16 protein-coding genes are annotated in these 21580 nt (G+C 50.2%); 9 read left to right on the top strand and 7 right to left on the bottom strand.

Annotated elements, in window-relative coordinates; all coding sequences use genetic code 11:
* The first annotated feature begins 351 nt into the window (after positions 1–351).
* From xseA to ACOJUN_RS18640, 4 genes are all read left to right on the top strand, one after another.
* A complete protein-coding gene (gene xseA / locus ACOJUN_RS18655; RefSeq protein ID WP_422133405.1) occupies positions 352–1728 on the top strand; it encodes an exodeoxyribonuclease VII large subunit in 1377 nt (458 codons plus the stop codon).
* A gap of 143 nt (positions 1729–1871) precedes the next feature.
* Positions 1872–3584 carry a hypothetical protein gene (locus ACOJUN_RS18650; RefSeq protein ID WP_422133404.1) on the top strand — a complete coding sequence of 571 codons (1713 nt, stop codon included), beginning with the start codon at positions 1872–1874 and terminating at the stop codon, positions 3582–3584.
* A 330-nt stretch (positions 3585–3914) separates the two neighbouring features.
* Complete coding sequence (locus ACOJUN_RS18645) at positions 3915–6059, top strand: hypothetical protein (protein WP_422133403.1); 2145 nt, start codon at positions 3915–3917, stop codon at positions 6057–6059.
* Between the two features lie 15 nt (positions 6060–6074).
* On the top strand, positions 6075–6308 hold the full coding sequence (locus ACOJUN_RS18640; RefSeq protein ID WP_422133402.1) for a hypothetical protein: 234 nt from the start codon (positions 6075–6077) through the stop codon (positions 6306–6308).
* Positions 6309–6747: 439 nt separating this feature from the next.
* On the opposite strand, the gene asd is transcribed toward ACOJUN_RS18640, so the two are convergent.
* From asd to leuC, 4 genes are all read right to left on the bottom strand, one after another.
* Entirely contained in the window at positions 6748–7869 is a 1122-nt protein-coding gene (gene asd / locus ACOJUN_RS18635; RefSeq protein WP_422133401.1) for an aspartate-semialdehyde dehydrogenase, read from the bottom strand.
* A gap of 19 nt (positions 7870–7888) precedes the next feature.
* Positions 7889–8968 carry a 3-isopropylmalate dehydrogenase gene (gene leuB, locus ACOJUN_RS18630; protein WP_422133400.1) on the bottom strand — a complete coding sequence of 360 codons (1080 nt, stop codon included), beginning with the start codon at positions 8966–8968 and terminating at the stop codon, positions 7889–7891.
* Between the two features lie 220 nt (positions 8969–9188).
* Positions 9189–9836, bottom strand: coding sequence for a 3-isopropylmalate dehydratase small subunit (gene leuD / locus ACOJUN_RS18625; RefSeq protein WP_422133399.1), 648 nt, complete (start codon positions 9834–9836; stop codon positions 9189–9191).
* Between the two features lie 6 nt (positions 9837–9842).
* The gene (gene leuC, locus ACOJUN_RS18620; protein ID WP_422137099.1) at positions 9843–11258 is read right to left on the bottom strand and encodes a 3-isopropylmalate dehydratase large subunit; all 1416 of its coding nucleotides are present in this window, start codon (positions 11256–11258) and stop codon (positions 9843–9845) included.
* A 135-nt stretch (positions 11259–11393) separates the two neighbouring features.
* Between leuC and ACOJUN_RS18615 the strand changes: the two genes are divergently transcribed.
* The 3 genes from ACOJUN_RS18615 to ACOJUN_RS18605 all read left to right on the top strand — a co-directional run bounded on the left by ACOJUN_RS18615 (position 11394) and on the right by ACOJUN_RS18605 (position 15031).
* Positions 11394–12266, top strand: coding sequence for a LysR family transcriptional regulator (locus ACOJUN_RS18615; RefSeq protein ID WP_422133398.1), 873 nt, complete (start codon positions 11394–11396; stop codon positions 12264–12266).
* A gap of 77 nt (positions 12267–12343) precedes the next feature.
* Positions 12344–13321: an MDR family oxidoreductase gene (locus ACOJUN_RS18610; protein WP_422133397.1), complete on the top strand. Its 978-nt coding sequence runs from the start codon at positions 12344–12346 to the stop codon at positions 13319–13321.
* A 267-nt stretch (positions 13322–13588) separates the two neighbouring features.
* The gene (locus ACOJUN_RS18605) at positions 13589–15031 is read left to right on the top strand and encodes a TrkH family potassium uptake protein (protein ID WP_422133396.1); all 1443 of its coding nucleotides are present in this window, start codon (positions 13589–13591) and stop codon (positions 15029–15031) included.
* Positions 15032–15325: 294 nt separating this feature from the next.
* On the opposite strand, the gene ACOJUN_RS18600 is transcribed toward ACOJUN_RS18605, so the two are convergent.
* Entirely contained in the window at positions 15326–16339 is a 1014-nt protein-coding gene (locus ACOJUN_RS18600; RefSeq protein ID WP_422133395.1) for an IS110 family transposase, read from the bottom strand.
* Between the two features lie 333 nt (positions 16340–16672).
* Here ACOJUN_RS18600 and ACOJUN_RS18595 point away from each other — a divergent pair, with 333 nt between their 5' ends.
* Entirely contained in the window at positions 16673–18478 is a 1806-nt protein-coding gene (locus ACOJUN_RS18595) for an AMP-dependent synthetase/ligase (protein ID WP_422133394.1), read from the top strand.
* A 158-nt stretch (positions 18479–18636) separates the two neighbouring features.
* Positions 18637–19146, top strand: coding sequence for a phosphoribosyltransferase (locus tag ACOJUN_RS18590; RefSeq protein ID WP_422133393.1), 510 nt, complete (start codon positions 18637–18639; stop codon positions 19144–19146).
* Positions 19147–19217: 71 nt separating this feature from the next.
* Here the strand turns inward: ACOJUN_RS18590 and aroC are convergent, their stop codons facing one another.
* On the bottom strand, positions 19218–20312 hold the full coding sequence (aroC, locus tag ACOJUN_RS18585; RefSeq protein ID WP_422133392.1) for a chorismate synthase: 1095 nt from the start codon (positions 20310–20312) through the stop codon (positions 19218–19220).
* Between the two features lie 90 nt (positions 20313–20402).
* A complete protein-coding gene (prmB, locus tag ACOJUN_RS18580) occupies positions 20403–21407 on the bottom strand; it encodes a 50S ribosomal protein L3 N(5)-glutamine methyltransferase (protein ID WP_422133391.1) in 1005 nt (334 codons plus the stop codon).
* Positions 21408–21580: the final 173 nt, after the last annotated feature.

Below are 21580 nucleotides of genomic sequence, written 5' to 3'. Positions count from 1 at the left end.
TAAAAACCGAATGATAAGTACCTGGCCAGTTGGTTTCGCATATTCTGGCGAGTGGATTTTTTCATCCTTCAAGGCGCAACGACGGGCGCGTAGCCATAGCTACGCAACCAGAGTTGGAACGCAGAAGGGTGGAAAAAGCCGCCGTCCAGAATATGCGAAACCAACTGGTTAGGTACTTAATGTTCGGTCTTTAAAAAGTTGTTGATAATCTACTCAGTAAGAGTATCAGGAGGCCCGTGGCTGAAATACCCAACCTGACATCAATGATGTGTATAGTTTGCTCGGGAATAATCCGGTATATTGTTGTTCAGCCTTATCTCATCTCTCAAACACTGTAGCATCAACATTCTCATGCAAGGCCAGAATTTATTTCATGCTGAGCCGGGGTCTCCCGCTCAATCAGACAATCAGCGTCCTCTGACGGTAACAGAGCTGAACAGCCAAACCCGGAGAATGCTGGAAACGCGCTTCGCAAACGTCAGGGTGGAAGGCGAACTTTCCGGCCTTGCCCGACCCGGATCAGGACACTGGTACTTCACCCTTAAAGATGCCAATGCCCAGATTCGCTGTGCGATGTTCAAAAACCGCAATCGCAGCATTCGTTTTGTTCCGGCTGAAGGCATGCAACTGATTGTCAGGGGTCGGGTGAGCCTTTATGAGGGCCGGGGCGACTACCAGCTGATTGTCGATCACATGGAAGAAGGCGGTGCCGGTGCTCTTCAACGTGCTTTTGAGGCGCTTAAGCTGAAGCTGGACAACGAGGGTCTGTTCAATGCGGAGCGGAAAAGGCCCCTGCCTGCCCTGCCCTCCCATATTGGTGTTGTGACCTCTCCAACAGGCGCGGCTATCCGCGACATCCTGGCGGTATTAAAAAGACGCTTCCCCTCCATACCCATCACAGTCATTCCCAGTTCGGTTCAAGGGAAAGAAGCCGCCGACGAGCTGGTCAGAGGCATTGAAATGGCCAATCGCAGTGGGTTGTTTGACGTTTTGATTGTCGGTCGTGGGGGTGGTTCACTGGAAGACCTCTGGCCTTTCAATGAGGAAAGAGTCGCCAGAGCCATAGCGGCTTCTGAAGTTCCCGTGGTCAGTGCTGTGGGCCATGAAATTGATTTTACCATTGCTGATTTTGTCGCTGATTACCGGGCACCGACGCCATCGGCGGCGGCTGAAGTACTCAGTCCGGACCAACAGGATATTCTCAATAAGCTCGGTCTGCTGAATCGAAAGCTACAGACTCTGATGAAGCATCGTCTGCAGGCCCTGTCCCAGCGGCTTGATAACACCAGTCTGCGCCTGCGTCATCCGGGGGAACGCCTGAGAGAGCTCAACCAGCGGCTGAAAGATCTGGACATTCGTCTGCAACAATCGATGACCATAGCCCTTCAGGCTCAGGCTGCAAAGTATCAAAGGCTAAACGACAGGCTTTTACAGTCTTCACCTTCAAGACGCATTGAGCGGCTGCAAGGAGAGTTGAATCTGCTGAAAAGCCAGCTTGATTCATTTCTGCAGGTACTTTTAAAACAGAAAGAAAATCGCTTGAAACAACTGACAGGCATGCTGGATGCTGTCAGCCCTCTGGCAACCCTGTCTCGAGGCTACAGCATTGTCGCCAGAGGCGATGAATTTATTCGGGATGCCGGACAACTGACTGGAGGTGAACAGGTGACAGCCCGATTCAGCCAGGGTTCAGCAGACTGTCAGGTGATTAAGATTCACAAATCGTAGGCGTTTTGCAACACCTTCTTGATGAAAAAGATAAAGAAACACTCTTGTTTTCTTAATCTATCCTTCTTCTCTGTAAACCAGAGGGCAAGGATAGAATTATTAAACAATCACTTTTTGCGGCACTGCTGTTACTGTCGTTTTCTGTGGTCTGCCCATCAGTCACTGTAGACACAAACGGCAATGTAGGACCAGACTCATCACCTGATGACAAACGACACAAACCTGATAGTCAGGAAGTGCAAGCGAATCTTATAGAGTCAATTTCCTGGCCATGGCGTTACGCGACGAATCTGCTGGTTGCTTATGAGCTCATTCTGACTACCAGAGACGCCTCTCCAGGCTCAAACCCTCATTCACCCATAGCTGTAGAAGCAGTTTTCACTGTTGGCTGGCTTTTAAAAAGCTATTGGAATGCCAATTCACTACTGTTTAACCCAATTGAGCAACAAGAGGCGAGTCAAAATCACCGACTTGCTATCACCGCCGTGATGCCAGGCTCGGAACAAGGCCCACCTCCCTATCAACCATCAGAATCATCAGGCCAGAGTGCCCCACAAACCAGCACTTACACCACAGGCTATTTCACCAGTCTCCTGTTTTCTGACTCTGCCGACGGTGACGAGGGTCCTGAACAACACCTGCATACTTTGGGTTTAAATTGTTATATCTATCCCTGTAATGGTGTTTGTCGATTCCGACAATCTTCCGACCCATCCGATAGCGTAGAGCCAGGTTGTGAAGAAAGTTCGACATACGACACTGAAGAAACATCCGGAAAAAGTGCATGCTCCCACCTGGCCAGTAGACACTGTTATCGTTGCGGCCCTGTAGACGGGGTCGCCTTAGACGGGGTCGCAGACTCAACAGGTGCAGGGGCCGCCAGTACAATTGACACTACCGGGCGAGCAACCTGCAACGTAATCTTAGTCGGCGAGGATGGCCAACTGTGGCAATGCCGGAAAGTCTATAAGAATGAAAAAACACTTTTGTCTCACAAAAACCAATACCATACCGGGCAAAAAACCTGTGTCATGATGGTGCTCGGGAAGAATGGCCGGTCGCAGCCATGCGGAACACTCTGCAGCAATGCTAAAGCCCTGTCAGCTCACAAAACCGCTCTCCATAGCAGGCAACGAACCTGTGACGTAACCGTGATCGGGGAAGATGGCCAGCCTCACCGATGCAGGACGCTCTGCAAAAGTTCTAAAGCCCTGACGGATCACAAAAGAACCTTCCATACTGGACAACAAACCTGTGACGCAACCTTAGTTGGGGAAGATGGCCAGAAGCGACTATGCGGGACAGTCTGCAAGAATGCTCAAACTCTGTCTAATCACAAATGCAGAATGCACAGCGGGAAACGAACTTGTGGAGTGACCATGGCCGGAGAGGACGGCCAGCAGCAGGCATGCGGAAAGGTCTACAAGAGTTATCAGGACCTGAGGAATCACATAAGAAAAGATCACACCGGGCAACAAACCTGTAAGGAAACTGTCATTGGGAAGGATGGGCAGCAGCGGCCGTGCGGGGCGGTGTATAAGAATGCTATGTGCCTGTCGAGTCACAAAAGCACATACCATAGCGGACCAAAAACTTGCGACTTAACACTCATCGGAGTGGATGGCCGACCATGGCCATGCAGAAAGCTCTTCAATAATTCCTATGCCCTATCGACCCACAAAAGAAGAGACCACAGCGAACCACAGACCTGCGATGTGACAGTGATCGGCGAGGATGGTCTGCAGAGACCATGCGGGACTGTCTGCAAGAGTGCTTTTGACCTGTCGAATCATAAAAGAAGACATCGAAAACGCCAGCTTGTTGATGTAAACCGGAACAATCACCTCAATCCTTGAAATGGCACCCGCCCTTGAGGGGGTATCGCAAAATTCCCTTGTCGCCAGAGGCGATGAATTTATTCGGGATGCCGGACAACTGACTGAAGGTGAACGGGTGACGGCCCGATTCAGCCAGGGTTCAGCAGACTGTCAGGTGATTGAGATCCACAAATCCTGGTTGTTGGCGTTTTACAACGCCTTCTTGATGAAAAAGATAAAGAAACACTCTTGTGTTCTTAATCTATCCTTCTTCTCTGTAAACCACAGGGCAAGGATAGAATTATTAAACACTCACTTTTTGCGGCACTGCTGTTACTGTCGTTTTCTGTCGTCTGCCAGACTAAAGCGTTGGCAAGACGTTTTGTTATCGAGGTTGAACAGAATGCAGATTTTCCCGATCATAACTTTTCTATAAAGCTTAACCGACCAACATTTTCAGGCAACCCATCAGACATTGTCGACACAAACGGCAATGTAGAGCCAGACTCATCAGCTGATATAAAACGACAAGTGCCTTACAGTCAAAAAATGAAAGCGACTCTTGTAGAGTCGATTTCGTGGCCATGGCTTTATGCGACGAATCTGCTGGTTGCTTGTGAGTTCATTCTGACCACCAGAGATGCCTCTCCAAGCTCAAACCCTTATTCATCCTTAGCTATAGAAGCAGTTATCACCGTTGGTTGGCTTTTAAAAAGCTATTGGAACGCCAATTCACTGCTGTTTAACTCTACTGAGCAACAGGAAGCGAGTGAAAATTACCGGCTTGCTATCACTGCTGTGATGCCAGGCTCTGAACAAGGCCAACCCTATTATCAAGCACCGGAATCATCAGGACGTGCTCCACAAGCCAGCACTTACAACACAGGCTATTTCACCAGTCTTCTGTTTTCTGACTCTGCCGACGGTGACGAAGATCCTGAACAACACCTGCATACTTTGGGTTTAAATTGTTATACCTATCCCTGTAATGGTGTTTGTCGATTCCGACAATCTTCCGACTTATCCGACAGCATAGAGCCAGATTCTGAAGAAAGTTCGACATACGACACTGAAGAAACATCCGGAGAAAGTTCATGCTCCCACGTGGCCAATAAACACTGCTATCGTTGCAGCTCTGTAGACAGGGTCGCCTCAGACGGGGTCGCAGACTCAATAGGTTCAGCCGCAGCCGGTACAACTGAATCTGACCGGCGAGCAACCTGCAACGTGATCTTAGTCGGCGAAGATGGCCAACTGCGGCAATGCCGGAAGGTCTTTAAGAATCAAAAAATACTTTTGTCTCACAAAAACAGATACCATACCGGACAAAGAACCTGTGGCGTAACACTCGTCGGGGAGGATAGCCAGCCAGGGCCATGCGGAACGGTCTGCCAGAATGCTGCAGCTCTCGCGTATCACAAAAGAAGTGTCCACACCGGGCAACAAACCTGTAACCTGACCATGGTTGGGAAAGACCGCCAGCAGCGACCATGCGGAAAGTCTTACAACAGTCTTCAAGCCCTGTCGAATCACAAAAGCTTATGCCATAGCGGGGAAAAAATCTGTCACGTAAAAGTAGTCGGAAAGGATGGCCAGCCACAACCATGCGGAATGGTCTACCGAAATATTGGTGCCCTGTCGGATCACAAAAAAAGATGCCATACCGGGCAAAAAACCTGTGTCGTGATGGTGATCGGGAAGAATGGTCAGCCGCAGCCATGCGGGGCAGTCTGCAGCAATGCTAAAGCCCTGTCAGCTCACAAAAACAATCACCATAGCGGGCAACGAAGCTGTGGCGTAAACGTGATCGGGGACGATGGCAAGCCTCGCCGGTGCGGGGCGCACTGCAGAAATTCTAAAGCCCTGGCGGATCACAAAAGAACCTTCCATACTGGACAACAAACCTGTGACGCAACCCTAGTTGAGAAAGATGGCCAGAAGCAACTATGCGGGGTAGTCTGCAGAAACGCTCAAAAACTGTCGAGTCACAAAAGCAGATTCCACAGCGGGAAACGAATCTGTGGCGTGGCCGTGGCCGTGGCCGGAGAGGATGGCCAGCAGCAGCCATGCGGCAAGACCTACAAGAATTCTCAGGACCTGAGTGATCACATAAGAAGAGATCACACCAGGCAACAAACCTGTAAGGAAACTGTCATTGGGAAGGATGGGCAGCGGCGGCCATGCGGGTCGGTGTGTAAAAGTGCTTCAAGCCTGTCTATTCACAAAAGCACATACCATACCGGACCAAAAACCTGCAACCTGACACAAGTCGGTAAGGATGGCCGACCATGGCCATGCGAAAAGCTCTTCGATAATGCCAAAGCCCTGTCGAACCACAAAAGGAAAGACCATAGCGAACCACAAACCTGCGATATGACAGTGGTCTCAGAGGGTGGTCTGCAGAGACCATGCGGGACGGTCTGCAAGAACGCTTTTGACTTGACGAATCATAAAAGAATACATCGAAAACACAAGCTTGCTGATGTAAACCGGAACAATGACCTAACTCCTTGAAATCACCTCCTTGAAATGACACCCGCCCTTCAGAGGGTGTCGCAAAACTCTCTCCGGCGTGGGAACGCGCTGACTCCCGTCATTGCCGGCTTCATTCTCGTCATTCCCGCGAAGGCGGGAATCCACACTGACTCTCCACCAGAACCATACTGCCCGGTGTCCCCCTGGCCTTGTCATCCCCGAGAAGGCAGAGATCCACCGTTGGCGCTGGATTCCCGCCTTCGCGGGAATGACGACTTCAGAGCGTGAGAACGAGCTGTTGAAGTTTTGCGACACCCTCTTAGGAGCCTGACCGAGAATAGCGCCCGTAGCGAGGACGGCAGAAAATTGAGGATGAAAATTCGGTTTTGTGAGGAGAATAGCGAGCTATTTGACGAACAAAAGCGGATTTTCAGACCAATTTGCTGCCGCCGCAGTAGGGCAGTCTATTCTCGGTCAGGCTCTTAGTGAAGAAGACACAAAAACACTCTTATTATCTTGATCTATCCTTCAACTCTTTAAACCGGAAGGCTGACCTGGAATGGTGCCCGTTCTCGCTACGGGCGGACCATATAAGCCTCCTGGAGAAGTGCTACCCGAAATTCTTGAAGAGTACCGCCGAAACCCTGGGCAACAGAAGGACCCCACCAAGTAGCTCAACTCAGACATTTAGCAGATCGCCAGCCAGAAAACTGGCTGGCCAGAAGGATCAGAGCAAAATTCCCAACATCCGACGCAGAGGCTCTGCAGCCCCCCACAACAACTGGTCACCTACCGTAAAGGCAGACAGATATTCAGGACCCATATTCAATTTGCGAATACGACCCACGGGAATATCCAGACTGCCGGTCACCGCTGCCGGTGTCAGCTTCTCCATGGTCACCTCACGATCATTGGGAATCAGAGAAACCCAATCGTTGGCATTGGCAACAAGGCTTTCGATATCAGCTATTGGCACATTTTTGTTCAGCTTGATGGTCAACGCCTGACTGTGGCAACGCATGGCACCGACACGAACACAGACACCATCAACCGGCACCAGAGCCTGACCGTCCAGACCGAGAATCTTATTGGTCTCTGCCTGAGCTTTCCACTCCTCACGGCTCTGCCCGTTCTCCAGTTGACGATCAATGTAAGGAATCAGACTGCCTGCCAGAGGCACCCCGAACTCACTTTGTGGTAAATCCGAGCTGCGCAGCAGATCAGATGTCTTACGATCAATATCAAGAATGGCACTGGCTGGATCGGCCAGCTCCCGGGCAACGTTATCGCGAATCACACCCATCTGAGCGATCAATTCACGCATGTTTCGGGCACCGGCGCCACTGGCAGCCTGATAAGTCATGGCGCTGACCCAGTCCACCAGCCCCTCACGAAACAGACCACCAATGGCCATCAGCATCAGGCTGACAGTACAGTTACCACCGATAAAATTCCTGACACCGGCATCAATGGCCCGATCGATAACAGGACGATTGACCGGATCCAAAACAATAACACTGTCGTCCTTCATCCTCAGAGAAGAAGCGGCATCAATCCAGTAGCCGTGCCAACCACTGTCACGCAATGGCTGAATAACCTTATTGGTGTAATCGCCACCCTGACAGGAAATAATGATATCCATAGCGGCCAGCGCTTCAATTGAGTGAGCGTCCTGAAGCGCTGTAGCAGGTCTGCCCGCATCCTGACCTACGAGTGGACCAGGCTGACCCTGCTGGGAAGTGGTAAAGAAGACCGGGTCAATATTCGCAAAGTCGTTTTCTTCACGCATACGATCCATCAAAACCGAGCCGACCATTCCCCGCCAGCCAACAAAACCGACCTTTTTCATAACTAGCCTCCCTAAATGCTCAACCCTTCAAACAAGCCACTAAGGCATCGCCCATTTCAGAGGTGCTTACCTGTTTGCAACCTGCTGATGCAATATCTCCGGTACGCAGTCCCTGATCCAGAACATCGCTGACGGCTTTTTCAATCGCATCTGCCGCTGCAATTTCCCCCAGGGAGTATCGGAGCAGCATCGCCAGAGAAAGAATCTGAGCCAGCGGGTTCGCTTTACCCTGACCGGCAATGTCCGGGGCAGAACCATGCACAGGCTCATACATCCCCTGGTTGGCTTCGTTCAGGGAAGCCGATGGCAACATACCAATGGAGCCGGTCAACATAGCAGCACAGTCGCTGAGAATGTCGCCAAACATGTTGCCGGTGACCATTACATCAAACTGTTTGGGTTCACGCACCAGCTGCATTGCCGCATTATCAACATACATATGGCTCAGTTCCACATCGGTGTAGTCAGAGCCCATATCTGACACTATTTCACGCCAGAGAGCGGTCACTTCAAGCACATTGGATTTATCAACCGATGTCAGTCGACCACCACGCTTTTGAGCCGCTTCAAAAGCCACTTTGGCAATACGCTTGATTTCAGATTCACGGTAGACATAGGTGTTGTAACCTTCCCGCTCTCCGCTCTCGAGGGTACGAACACCTCTTGGCTCACCAAAGTAGATACCACCGGTCAGTTCACGGACGATCAGAATATCCAGACCCGCCACCCGTTCGTGCTTGAGACTGGATGCTTCTGCCAACTGGGGAAACAGCATTGCTGGTCGCAGATTGGCGAACAGTCCCATTTCGGAACGCAGCTTCAGCAGTCCACGCTCAGGACGGTTCATCATCGGCTGGTCATCCCACTTGGGACCACCCACAGAACCAAAGAGAATCGCGTCAGATTTTTTCGCTTCGGCCAGAGTCTCGTCGGTCAGGGGAACACCATGAACATCCAGCGAAGCACCACCCACCAGACCTTCACTGATTTCAATAGCCAACCCAAAGCGGGTTTTAACGACATCCAGAACTTTCAGCGCTTCTGCCACAATCTCAGGGCCAATGCCGTCACCGGGCAGGCATAAAATCTGTTTACTCACTTCCCTTTACCTCTCATTAAAAACAGTGTTTTGTAAGCTCGATTTGACACTGGGCAGGCTGTTGAAAAACTCCCCCAGGGCTCCGGCGGCTGTCACAAAAAGCTGATTCCCACGCTCTCAGGCCCTTTGGACCCCGGCGCGGGAGTGAGAGCTTTGCAATAGCCTCTGGTGTATGGGAGCAAGAGTCGACTTACTTTGTTATTTGTTAAACTGGCAAAATTTAATGAATAGCATCAAAAAGCCAGGGCTGACTGTTGCGATGGCGCCCTTCAAAGGCTTTGATCGCATCAGCGTCCTGCAATGTCAGACCTATGTCGTCCAGACCATTGAGCAGACAGTGACGTCTGAACTCATCAATCGAAAAGCTGAGTTCACTGCCATCAGGCTTGATCACTTTTTCACGTTCCAGATCCACGTTCAGCTGATAGCCTTCCTGCGCATCAATTTCACTGAACAGCTCGTCAACAGCCTCTTCCGAGAGAGTGATCGGCAGAATGCCATTTTTGAAACAGTTGTTGTAAAAAATATCAGCAAAGCTCGGCGCAATGACGCAGCGAAAACCAAAATCATCCAGAGCCCATGGAGCGTGCTCCCGACTGGAGCCACAACCAAAGTTTTGACGGGCGATCAGTACCGATGCCCCCTGATAACGATCCTGATTCAGCACAAAGTCAGGATTCACCGGACGCTTTGAACAATCCTGGCCGGGCTGGCCCTCATCAAGGTAGCGCAACTCATCAAACAGATTGGGACCAAAGCCACTGCGCTTGATGGACTTGAGAAACTGCTTGGGAATGATCATGTCGGTATCAACATTGGCACGATCAAGAGGTGCTACCAAACCTTTATGAATAGTAAATGCCTTCATGGTGTCTTAAGCCCCCTGCCCCATCATCTGACGCACATCAACAAAATGGCCGGTTACCGCAGCCGCTGCGGCCATAGCCGGGCTTACCAGATGGGTTCGACCACCAAAACCCTGACGACCTTCAAAATTGCGGTTTGAAGTGGATGCGCAATGCTCACCGGCACCCAGTTTGTCGGCATTCATGGCCAGACACATGGAGCAGCCCGGCTCACGCCATTGCAGACCGGCCGCTTCAAAGATTTTGTCCAACCCTTCATTTTCTGCCTGTTCTTTTACCAGACCCGAGCCCGGGACAACCAGAGCTTCCTTAACGGTGTCAGCTACCTTTCGACCTTTTACGACAGCAGCCGCCTCTCTGAGGTCTTCAATTCTGGAGTTAGTACAGGAACCAATGAAAACACGATCAACAGGGATATCCGTGATCGGCATGCCTGCTGTCAGCCCCATGTACTCGAGGGCTCTTGCATAACCTTCCGCATCTGCCGGGGACGGTACATTAGCATCCACAGGCAGAACCATTTCAGGTGAGGTACCCCAGGTCACCTGAGGTTTGATGTCTTCACCTTTTAAAACAACCACTTCATCAAAAACAGCATCAGCATCAGAGTGCAGATCGGACCAGGCCTCTACCGCCTTGTTCCAGAGCTCACCTTTGGGTGCAAAAGGACGACCTTTTACATAATCGACCGTGGTCTGATCGACCGCAACCATACCTGCACGGGCACCTGCTTCAATAGCCATATTGCAGACAGTCATTCGACCTTCCATACTCATGGCTCGCAGAACGTCGCCACCAAATTCGACAGCAAAGCCGGTACCACCAGCGGTTCCGATCTTGCCAATAATGGCCAGAACCACGTCTTTCGGCGTAACACCCAAACCCAGCTCGCCATCAACACGCACCAGCATGTTTTTCATTTTCTTGGCAACCAGGCACTGGGTAGCCATGACGTGTTCGACTTCGGAGGTACCAATACCATGGGCCAGCGCGCCGAAAGCACCGTGAGTAGAGGTATGGGAATCACCACAGACTACGGTCATACCTGGCAGAGTTGCGCCCTGTTCAGGACCCACAACATGGACAATCCCCTGGCGGGTATCCATCATATCGAACTGGACGATATCGAAATCGTGGCAATTATCATCCAGCGTTTTAACCTGAATTTTCGAGATAGGATCTTCGATACCATCAATGCCGGTTTTGCGCTCATTAACGGTAGTTGGCACATTATGATCAGGCGTTGCCAGGTTGGCATCAATTCGCCAGGGTCGGCGGCCAGCAAGACGCAGACCTTCAAACGCCTGGGGAGAGGTGACTTCATGAAGTAGCTGTCGATCAATGTAGATCAAAGACGAACCATCGTCTCGTTGACGAACAAGGTGGTTGTCCCACAACTTGTCATAGAGCGTCTTACCTGCCATTGGTTGAATCCTCATTACAGCGTTTCCGTTTTATGGGTATCCTAGAACGACAGAACAGATTACTCAAATTCATCTTTTTCATGCTATTAATAACTATAAGTTATCAATCATTTACCCCTTACAAAAAACTGAACCATGGATATACCCAGCCTCACCGCATTTCTGACCGTTGCTGAGTGCAAGTCTTTCTCCCAGGCGGCAGAAAAGCTGCATTTAACCCAGCCGGCCGTCAGCAAGCGCATTGCTTCGCTTGAGAGCCAATTAGGGACCCAGTTATTTGATCGCATGGGTCGACAGATCAATTTGAACGAAGCTGGACGCATCCTTATGCCCAAAGCCAGACAAATGCTGGACTTGATGAAGGACTCCCGTCAGGAAATCAGTAACCTGAAGACTCAGGTAAAAGGGACTCTGGCCATAGCCACCAGTCACCATATAGGCTTACGCAGGCTCCCTGACATCTTGAGGGAATACTCCCGCCGCTACCCGGATGTCAAGCTCGACATTCGCTTTGTGGATTCGGAGGTGGCTTATGAAATGCTGAGTCGTGGTGAAATTGAATTCGGTATCGTAACACTCTCTCCTGACAACCCGGATCGATTTGAATCCCGTCTGGTCTGGAATGACCCGCTGATTTTTATGGCGGCCAGAGACCACCCCTTATCCAGCCTGAAAAAAGTCACCACCCAGCAGTTAAGTGAACATCAGGCAATTCTGCCAAGCTCAAACACATTCACTCACCGGCTGGTTCGCACACTGTTTGAAGAAGAAGGTCTGTCTTTGCAAACCACCATGTCTTCCAATTACCTCGAAACAATCCGTATGCTGGCTTCCATCGGCCTGGCATGGACCATTTTGCCCGCCTCGATGCTGGACGACGATCTCATTGCATTGAACACACAATGCCATACGCCTTCAAGAAAGTTGGGGTATATCATCCACAAAGAGCGAACCCTGTCGAATGCGGCCAATGCGCTTCTGGACCTTCTGAATCAGGAAACCGGCTGATCATTGTTATTCGCCAACTTGTCCCTATAATTCCACTATCGATTTCACTACCTTTCACAGAACTGACGGAGTGTTGTATGTTCAAGGCGCTGTTGCTGGAGCAGGAAGGCCAAGCCACTGTATCTTCTGTCCGGGAACTGGACGACAGTCGTTTACCCGAAGGGGAGGTCACGGTAGCCGTCGAATATTCCTCGCTGAACTATAAGGACGGTCTGGCCATCACTGGCAAGGGCAAGATTATCCGCAACTTTCCCATGGTACCGGGCATTGATTTTGCGGGTACAGTCATTAATTCTGACAATCCTGAATTTTCAGAAGGTGACAAAGTTATCCTCACCGGCTGGGGCGTGGGTGAAAACCACTGGGGTGGTATGTCTGAAAGAGCCAGGGTCAAAGCCAGTCAACTGGTAAAAATGCCAAAGGGACTCAACAGCCAGAAAGCCATGATGATCGGCACAGCAGGTCTGACAGCAATGTTGTGCGTAATGGCTCTGGAACACTCAGGTGTCACACCTGAAAAAGGTGAAATTCTGGTCACCGGTGCCAGTGGTGGCGTGGGCAGTACTTCTGTCGCCCTGCTGGCAAAATTGCATTACGATGTTGTCGCTGTATCAGGTCGTCCGGAAAACTCCGGCATGCTGGTCAACCTGGGAGCCAAACTGATCCTGCCAAGAAGCCGTTTTGAGGAGCCAGCCCGCCCGCTGGATAAACAAATGTGGGCGGGTGCAATTGATACGGTTGGCAGCAAGCTGCTCGCCAGGGTTCTCTCAGAAATGAACTATGGCGGTGCCGTTGCAGCCTGTGGACTGGCAGGAGGTTTTGACCTTCCGACTACGGTGATGCCATTCATCTTGAGGGGCGTAAACCTCCAGGGCGTCGACTCTGTGATGTGTCCAACAGAAAAACGTACTCAGGCCTGGGAGCGACTGGTGGACCTGTTACCTGCTGATTTTTACAACTCTGCCTGTCAGGAAGTGACACTGGAAGAAATTGCTGAGTACGCTGAAGCCATCACGGTGGGTCAGGTGACCGGTCGTGTGATCGTGAAAATCTAACCCGTTCTTTTTATAAGTCATTTTTATAAGCAGCCTTTACAAAAGGCATCGAATTTTTCGCTCTGCTGTTTTTCAGCTGACTCATTTTCTCATCCACTTGATGTTGTCGTGCTGTTCATGATCGCTCCATGAATCTTGCGGCAACATGCTTTCATGGCAAAAATTGAGGATACACTCATTGAAGCCATGTACTGGTATTAACCCCTAATTACTTCGAACCCTTTAAGTGCAATAGTTCGAGGTTTGACTGATTAAACAAAAACAACCATGAATTTGCGCCCCGTTCTGCTTGTCATAGGCCTGTTTCTGATGATGCTGTCAGTATTGATGCTACTGCCAGCCCTGCATGATTTCGTCATTGGCGAGGAAGGAATTTATTCATTCGGCTTGTCGGCCCTGATCACCCTGTTGGCAGGCGCACCACTTTACTACTTTTGTCGTGTACCTGTATTCAGCCTGCAACCAAGGCAAATATTTCTGCTGACCAACGCATCCTGGTTGACACTGAGTGCCTTCGCAGCTCTGCCTCTCTACATACAGCTGGATATCAGCTACACCGACGCATTCTTTGAAACCATGTCCGGGATTACAACCACCGGTTCTACCGTGCTCAGTGGACTTGACCAGATGAATACTGGGGTCCTGCTGTGGCGCTCTCTGCTTCAATGGCTCGGCGGCATTGGCTTTATTGTCCTGGCTGTAGCGGTACTGCCTTTTCTGAAAGTCGGTGGTATGCGTCTGTTCCAAAGCGAATCTTCCGACTGGTCAGACAAAGCCATGCCCCGTTCAGGCAGCATCGCCAAACGTATTGTTTGTATCTACTTGGGCATGACCATTTTTTGTGCGTATCTCTATTTTCTCGGAGGCATGCATGGCTTTGAAGCCATCAACCACGCCATGACCACGCTTTCCACCGGAGGCTACTCAACTTCCGACAGCTCCATGGGTCACTTCAAAAACCCCTTCATTCACTGGGTTGCTATAGTGTTCATGATTTTTGGATCGCTTCCCTTTGTCCTTTTTGTCAAATTTCTCAGGGGTGATTCTCAGTCTTTGTTGAGGGATAACCAGGTTCAGGCTTTTCTCAAATTCCTGCTCATACTCTGGGGCTTTTTGACTCTGCGACTGTTTATAAACAGTGATTATTCACTGCTCAAGTCTTTGACCCTGGTCGCCTTTAATACTACTTCTGTGATCACGACGACAGGTTTCGCATTGACTGACTACGAGTCATGGGGAGGGTTTGCAGCCGCCCTCTTCCTCTGCCTGACGGTCATTGGTGGCTGCTCAGGCTCCACAGCAGGAGGAATAAAGGTTTTCCGTTTTCAGATTGCAGCACGTTTGCTGGGCATTCAACTGAAACAACTGGCTCATCCGAGAGCCTGTTTTGTACAAAGCTACAACGGCCATCAAATCAGTAGCGACATATTGAGATCTCTGATCGCTTTCTGCTTCTTTTTCGCACTCCTGACCACTATTCTCACCCTGCTTTTGAGCTTTCTGGGGCTGGATCTTGTCACCAGTCTCAGTGGTGCATTGACAGCAGTTGCCAACGTAGGACCCGGACTTGGAGATATTATCGGACCTGCGGGCAACTTTTCATCACTGCCTGATGCCGCCAAATGGTTCCTGAGCGTGGGAATGCTGCTAGGCAGACTGGAAGTTATTACCGTTTTGGTACTCTTCACTCCAGCATTCTGGAAGCACTAGGAGCCTTATATGGTCCGCCCCGTTTTGCAAGAGCCTGTTTTGTTAATTAGCAAACAAAGATAACTGCAATCATATATACGGCCTATTCATGAGGTCTAACCCTCTGGCCCTGATGGGTATCCGCGCAACCTGGCCTTATCAGTCCGACGGCCTCAAGGGCCAAGACTCCTATCAGGTTTCAGGTTGCCGGTTTTTACCTGTTTGCCATCAACTGTACATGCTCATCGCAATCTGCGGGGGGGTTCCCCTTTGATTAAGCTTATGCTTTACTTTGCCGCTGCCGCCTTTACCTCATTATGCAGCCTTGTAAACTTCATTTCGGGTCATGATGACCCAGACAATCCGAGCCATTTTATTAGCCAGACCAACGGCGGCAACGTTGTGATTGCTGCGCTCATTAAGTTGGCTAACCCATTTTTTACAGCGGTCATCCTTATTTTTGAGGCAGTGGAGTACCGAACGTGCGCCGTGTATCAATAATGTGCGCAGGTATTTATCACCCCGTTTACTGATGCCCAGCAGGACTGACTTACCGCCTGTGGAATGCTGTCTTGGAACTAATCCCAACCATGCGGCAAGGTGTCGACCAGATTTAAAATACGTCGCATCACCAACGGCTGCCTTCAATGCTGTGGCAGTGATGGCTCCGATACCCGGCATAGTCATCATTCGACGACATTCGTCGTCGTTTTCAGCCAGCTCCTGAATTTTCTGGTCATACTGTTGAATACGCTTGTCAAGACTGGCCAACTCTTCTGATAAACCATGTAGCAGCTCACGAGTCAGCGAATGGAGTCCATTTTCAGCATCTTCCAGAATTCGTGGAAGCTGTGCACGAACTTTACCAATACCCTGGGCAACCACAATACCTTCTTCCAATAGTGACCCCCGGATCTGGTTAACCAGGGCAGTTCTCTGATCAACCGCTTGTTGACGATAGCGGTGCAGAAGTTGCCAGGCCTGCTGCTCTGACGTTTTAACAGGTACAAAACGCATGCTGGGCCGTGAAGCTGCTTCTGCAATCGCTTCAGCATCGTTGTAGTCATTTTTGTTGGTCTTGACATAAGGCTTGACAAATTGAGGTGAAATCAGCTTGACAGTATGCCCATAGTTCTTGAATAACCGAGCCAAATAGTGAGCACCACCACAAGCTTCCATAGCGATAATGCATGGCTCCAGATTTGCCACGTACTCCAAAAGGTTCTTCCTGGACAACTTCTTTCTGATGACTTTGCTACCCTGCTCATCAACACCAAACAGGTGAAAGTTGTTCTTGCCAATATCGATACCAAGTACTGAAATAGTCATGGGTGGTTCGCTCCGGTTAATCCTGTTTAAATGGTTAACTCCATTTTGGCTCATTTGAAGCCGTTTAGGAGGGGCGGACCATCCCATTAGACCGAGAATAGCGCCCGTCTAGGCGACCCCGTAGCGAGGACGCTTAAGTCCGACAGGCTGCTAGAAAACTGATATAAATCAAATAGTATTTATCGTTACTGCTGTAATATTCTTCGCCGCAAACGAAAGCATTGAAAGCAGGCTGCAACCTGTTTGATGCTAAATAAAATCAGCCATAAGCAGAAAGTGTCGTTTTTTGAACCGAGAAAACAGTCACTTCTATAATATGTATATTGCTTGCCAATGAATGATAATCCTCCGTCGCACCTTGTCAGCCTGATTCGTCAGCGCTCAAATAACCATTCCCGTCAAACGGCTATTCGTTTCTCTGAAAATCATCAATGGCAATCCATGAACTGGCAGCAGCTCGGAGAAAAGATCGATTGCGTTTCCCGCTCTCTGCTAACAGACAATCTGCCGATTCAGACTAATATCGGGATCTGGTCACAGAACCTTCCCGAATGGACTATTGCAGACCTTGGCATTTTGCAGACTCGCTGCGTCACTGTGCCCATTTACCCAACCAATACCGCTGAGCAGGCTCGCTACATTATTGAAGATGCCGGAATTTCCATTTTGTTTGTCGGCGAACAGGAGCAGTTCGATAGCGCGCTGAAGCTTCTGGACCATTGTGAATGTCTGGAGAAAGTTATTGTATTTGACTCCCGGACTAACCTGAAAGGCTGCGATAAAGCACTGTATTTCAGTGATTTTATGGCCAGTGCTCCCACTGAGTCCGAATTATTGACAGAACGCCTGAAAAATCAGGCTCTGGACGACCTCTACACCCTGATCTATACCTCGGGCACCACCGGTCAACCAAAAGGCGTTATGCTCGATTACAACAGCATCGGTGCATCGTTTGAGTCACATGATCTTCTGATTCATATTGACCATACCGATGTATCCATAGCGTTTTTGCCTCTGAGCCATATTTTTGAAAGGGCCTGGAGTTATTACGTTCTGACCCGGGGCGCTGTTAACTGCTACCTGAAAGATCCGACCAAAATTGCAGAAATATTGCCCACACTGAAGCCAACGGTGGTCTGTGCAGTACCACGCTTCTACGAGAAGATTTATACCGGCGTGAACACCATGGTACAAAAGGGCTCTCCGCTTAAGCGCTTTATTTTCAAGACGGCTATGAAAGTCGGTCTCACCACCATGGAATTGAAGCGCCAGGGCAAGACAGTACCCGGTTATCTGACAAGCCTGAACCAGCTGGCTGACAGAATGGTGTTCAGCAAAATCAAAGAAAAGCTGGGAGGGCGTATCCGTTTCATGCCCTGTGGTGGTGCCCGGCTGGATGACGAAATCAACCGTTTTTTCCATGCCCTTGGCATCAATGTCAAAGTGGGTTATGGCATGACTGAAACCACGGCAACTGTTACCTGCTTTCGCGATACGGGTTACCAGTTTGGCAGCTGCGGCTCACCGCTCCCCGGCACTCAGGTTAAAATCGGGCAGGAAGGCGAGATACTGGTGAAAGGCCAAACCGTCATGCGCGGCTACTACAAAAAGCCGGATGAAACAGCCAAAGCCTTTGATGCCGATGGCTGGCTAAAAACCGGCGATGCAGGTCTGATCGATGAGACAGGGCAGCTTCGCATCACCGAGCGCATCAAGGAGCTGATGAAAACGTCCAACGGCAAATATATTGCACCTCAATACATAGAAGGCACTTTGGGCAAGGATCGGTTTATTGAACAGGTTGCCATCATTGCTGATGCCAAAAACTATGTTTCTGCTTTGATAGTACCTGCTTTTGAAGCATTGGAAGAGTATGCAAAAAGCACTGACCTGAAATACGAAAACAAAATGGATCTGATCCGCAATGCGGATATCCGGGCTATGTTCCAGAAACGCCTGGATCACATTCAGAAAGAACTGGCCCGGTACGAGCAGGTTAAGAAATTCACTCTGCTGCCTCGTGAATTCTCCATCGAAACGGGAGAGATCACGCCAACACTGAAATTGCGCAGAAAGATTATCATGGAACGTTTCCGCAAGGAAATCGAAGCCATGTACCAACCGGTCACGTCACCCTGACACCAAGGCAGGCCATTCTCAAACCGGATGGCCTCTTAACTTAATGCTGCAGTGGAAAGCCCTACTTGGCTTATCAATATTAAATCGCCTATCCTTCCCTGCTTCAGTTTTATTAGCCTGTCAAAAGACTCTTCATTCATCTAAAGGTTTAAGTGCTCATGGAGCAATATAATTTCACCTATAACGATATCCATAACACCATTCGCGCCTCAGCGGAAAAGATCAGAGCCTCCGGATTTGAGCCTGATTATCTCCTGGCCATTGGTGGCGGTGGTCTGATTCCAGCACGCATCATGCGCACCTATATCAACAAACCGATTCTGATTGTATCCCTCTCCCGCTACAGTGACGAGACAGGTACGGCGCCATCAGAGACACCGGTCAAACTACAATGGCTGGAAACAGACACCAACCTGGATGGTAAAAAAGTTCTGGTCATTGATGAGGTCGATGATGAAAGAACCACTCTGCAGTTCACACTGAATCATCTGTACGACACACACCCTGAAACCGAGTTTGCTGCCTTCGTCGTGCACAATAAACTGAAAGAAAAGAAAGGCACACTGCCAGAGAGGCTGAGCCACTTCTTCACTGGTGAGGACATCCACGACCACTGGATTAACTACGCCTGGGATGCTGAAGACATTGATCAGTTTGGCAAAAAGTAAGCCACTGAAAGCCGTTGAATACTCATAACACAACCCCCGACCCCTGACAGAGGGCCGGGGAACGGAACGGTTCAGGCCTGACCCTGAATAACCGGAGCCGGACTGACCACATCAGCATTCTGGGCACGTTGACGCATCAGGTGATCCATCAGGGTGATAGCCATCATGGCTTCAGCAATGGGTACAGCACGAATTCCGACACAGGGATCGTGACGTCCCTTTGTGACCACTTCAACAGGTTCGCCTTCCATATTGATGCTCTTGCCAGGCGCAGTCATGCTGGAAGTGGGTTTCAGGGCAATATGGGCAACAATATCCTGACCTGAGCTGATACCGCCAAGAACACCACCGGCTGAATTGGACAGGAAGCCTTCTGGCGTCAACTCATCACGATGCTCTGTTCCCTTCTGGGCTACAGAGTCGAAGCCATCGCCTATCTCAATACCTTTGACGGCATTAATGCTCATCAGAGAATGAGCCAGGTCGGCATCCAGACGATCAAAAACCGGTTCACCCAGTCCCGGCATCACACCTGTAGCCATCACGGTCACTTTGGCCCCGGTAGAATTACCATCACGACGCAAATCATCGATCAGTTTTTCCATGGCGGGCACTTTATCCGCATCCGGGCAGAAGAAAGGATTGTTGCGAACTTCATCCCAGTCAATCTTGTCGATACTGATCGTGCCCAGCTGGGACAGATAACCTTTAATTTCGATGCCCTGACTTTCCAGGTATTTCCGGGCAATCGCACCGGCTGCAACACGCATGGCGGTTTCACGAGCAGACGAGCGTCCGCCGCCACGGTAGTCACGAAAGCCGTATTTGTGGGTGTAGGTATAGTCAGCATGGCCAGGACGGAAACGATCCATGATATTGGAATAATCTTTGGAACGCTGATCCACATTTTCGATAAGCAAACCAATGGGGGTGCCGGTGGTTTTACCTTCAAAAACGCCGGACAGAATCCTGACCTGATCCGGCTCACGACGCTGCGTCGTATATTTAGAGGTACCGGGCTTGCGCAGATCGAGATCCTTTTGCAGATCGGCCTCACTCAGAGGTATGCCCGGAGGGCAGCCATCCACTATACACCCCAGGGCAATACCATGGGACTCACCAAAGGTCGTAACCCTGAAAACCTGGCCTATGCTGTTGCCTGCCATTTCAACTTCCCCCTCCTCTGACAGTTGTCCGTCGTTGCTCCCGTCAGGGATTTAATGCTCTACTGTGAAACCTTTTTCCAGAAAAAGGTTTCAGTCATTCATAGCTGTTTCAGCCTGCTTTCTTTGCTCACGGCTGCTAAACAGAGGCTGATATTTACGACAGCTTCCGGCATCCAGTATCAGGATGCCATGACCACCTGCCTCAAACTCCGGCCAGATAAACGGCACATCAGGATACTCATCTCTCAGGGCCCAATGACTGTTACCTACTTCCAGAACCAGCAAACCCTTTTCATCCAGAAAGTCTGCGGCACGTGCCAGAATAACGCGGGCCATATCCAAACCGTCTTCTCCCGCTGCCAGACCGAGCTCCGGCTCGTGGCTGAACTCATCCGGAAAATCGACCATATCTTCAGCATCCACGTAGGGTGGATTGCTGACAATCAGCTGATACTTTGGCTTTTCCGGAGCATGATCGATCGCTTCAAAAAGATCAGAACGAATGGCCTGAACCCTGCCCCAGAGCTCATGACTGTCGATATTGATACCCGCCACTTCCAGAGCGTCTTCTGATATATCCAGTAAGTCGACTGTGGCTTGAGGAAACTCATGGGCCGCAGCAATACCAATACAGCCGGAACCTGAACAAAGATCCAGCACCCTTTCAACCCGGATGTCCATCAACCAGGGTTGAAACTGATGCTGAATCAGCTCGGCAATCGGTGAACGAGGTACCAACACTCGCTCATCAACGTAATAGGGTTGACCACAGAACCAGGCCTGATTGACAAGGTAAGCCAAGGGTTTGCGTTCTGAAATTCTGCGCTCGATCAGCCCTGCCACTCTCTCCTGCTCATTCAGGGAAAGTCGGCAGTCCATGTAGGGTTCCGGCAATTCCCAGGGCAGCTGTAGCACCTGAAACACCAGATGAAAAGCCTCATCCAGAGCATTATCACTTCCATGCCCGAAAAACAGCCCGGCTTCGTTAAATCGTGATGCTGCCCAGCGAATGAAGTCCCGGATACTGACCAGACCATCATAGGGCTTGATGGCTCTGTAGGACTTGCCGGTATGCGTGTCACTGATTTCAGTCACTCTCTCTCCTCTGGGTCACTTTCAGGATCTCCCCTGCAAAACCGCCATAAGGTAGCATATTCAGGCACAGGCAAAGAACCACTTTTTCGCCGCAAACGGCTCCGAACAGCTGCCACGGTATTAGTCAGACCACAATTAGGGTTAGAATACCTCTATTTCAGGCTACCGGGAGC

Origin of the sequence: Endozoicomonas sp. ALD040, from assembly GCF_049275945.1 — a bacterium.
Lineage (GTDB): Bacteria > Pseudomonadota > Gammaproteobacteria > Pseudomonadales > Endozoicomonadaceae > Endozoicomonas_A.
The sequence above is the reverse complement of the archived record's forward strand: the minus strand, read 5'-3'. Positions and strand labels throughout refer to the sequence as shown.

Bases quoted from the DNA above. Each gene is read 5' to 3' on its own strand.
- xseA (WP_422133405.1), top strand. From the start codon at position 352: ATGCAAGGCCAGAATTTATTTCATGCTGAGCCGGGGTCTCCCGCTCAA.
- ACOJUN_RS18640 (WP_422133402.1), top strand. From the start codon at position 6,075: ATGACACCCGCCCTTCAGAGGGTGTCGCAAAACTCTCTCCGGCGTGGG.
- asd (WP_422133401.1), bottom strand. From the start codon at position 7,869: ATGAAAAAGGTCGGTTTTGTTGGCTGGCGGGGAATGGTCGGCTCGGTT.
- leuD (WP_422133399.1), bottom strand. From the start codon at position 9,836: ATGAAGGCATTTACTATTCATAAAGGTTTGGTAGCACCTCTTGATCGT.
- leuC (WP_422137099.1), bottom strand. From the start codon at position 11,258: ATGGCAGGTAAGACGCTCTATGACAAGTTGTGGGACAACCACCTTGTT.
- ACOJUN_RS18615 (WP_422133398.1), top strand. From the start codon at position 11,394: ATGGATATACCCAGCCTCACCGCATTTCTGACCGTTGCTGAGTGCAAG.
- ACOJUN_RS18610 (WP_422133397.1), top strand. From the start codon at position 12,344: ATGTTCAAGGCGCTGTTGCTGGAGCAGGAAGGCCAAGCCACTGTATCT.
- ACOJUN_RS18605 (WP_422133396.1), top strand. From the start codon at position 13,589: ATGAATTTGCGCCCCGTTCTGCTTGTCATAGGCCTGTTTCTGATGATG.
- ACOJUN_RS18600 (WP_422133395.1), bottom strand. From the start codon at position 16,339: ATGACTATTTCAGTACTTGGTATCGATATTGGCAAGAACAACTTTCAC.
- ACOJUN_RS18595 (WP_422133394.1), top strand. From the start codon at position 16,673: ATGAATGATAATCCTCCGTCGCACCTTGTCAGCCTGATTCGTCAGCGC.
- ACOJUN_RS18590 (WP_422133393.1), top strand. From the start codon at position 18,637: ATGGAGCAATATAATTTCACCTATAACGATATCCATAACACCATTCGC.
- aroC (WP_422133392.1), bottom strand. From the start codon at position 20,312: ATGGCAGGCAACAGCATAGGCCAGGTTTTCAGGGTTACGACCTTTGGT.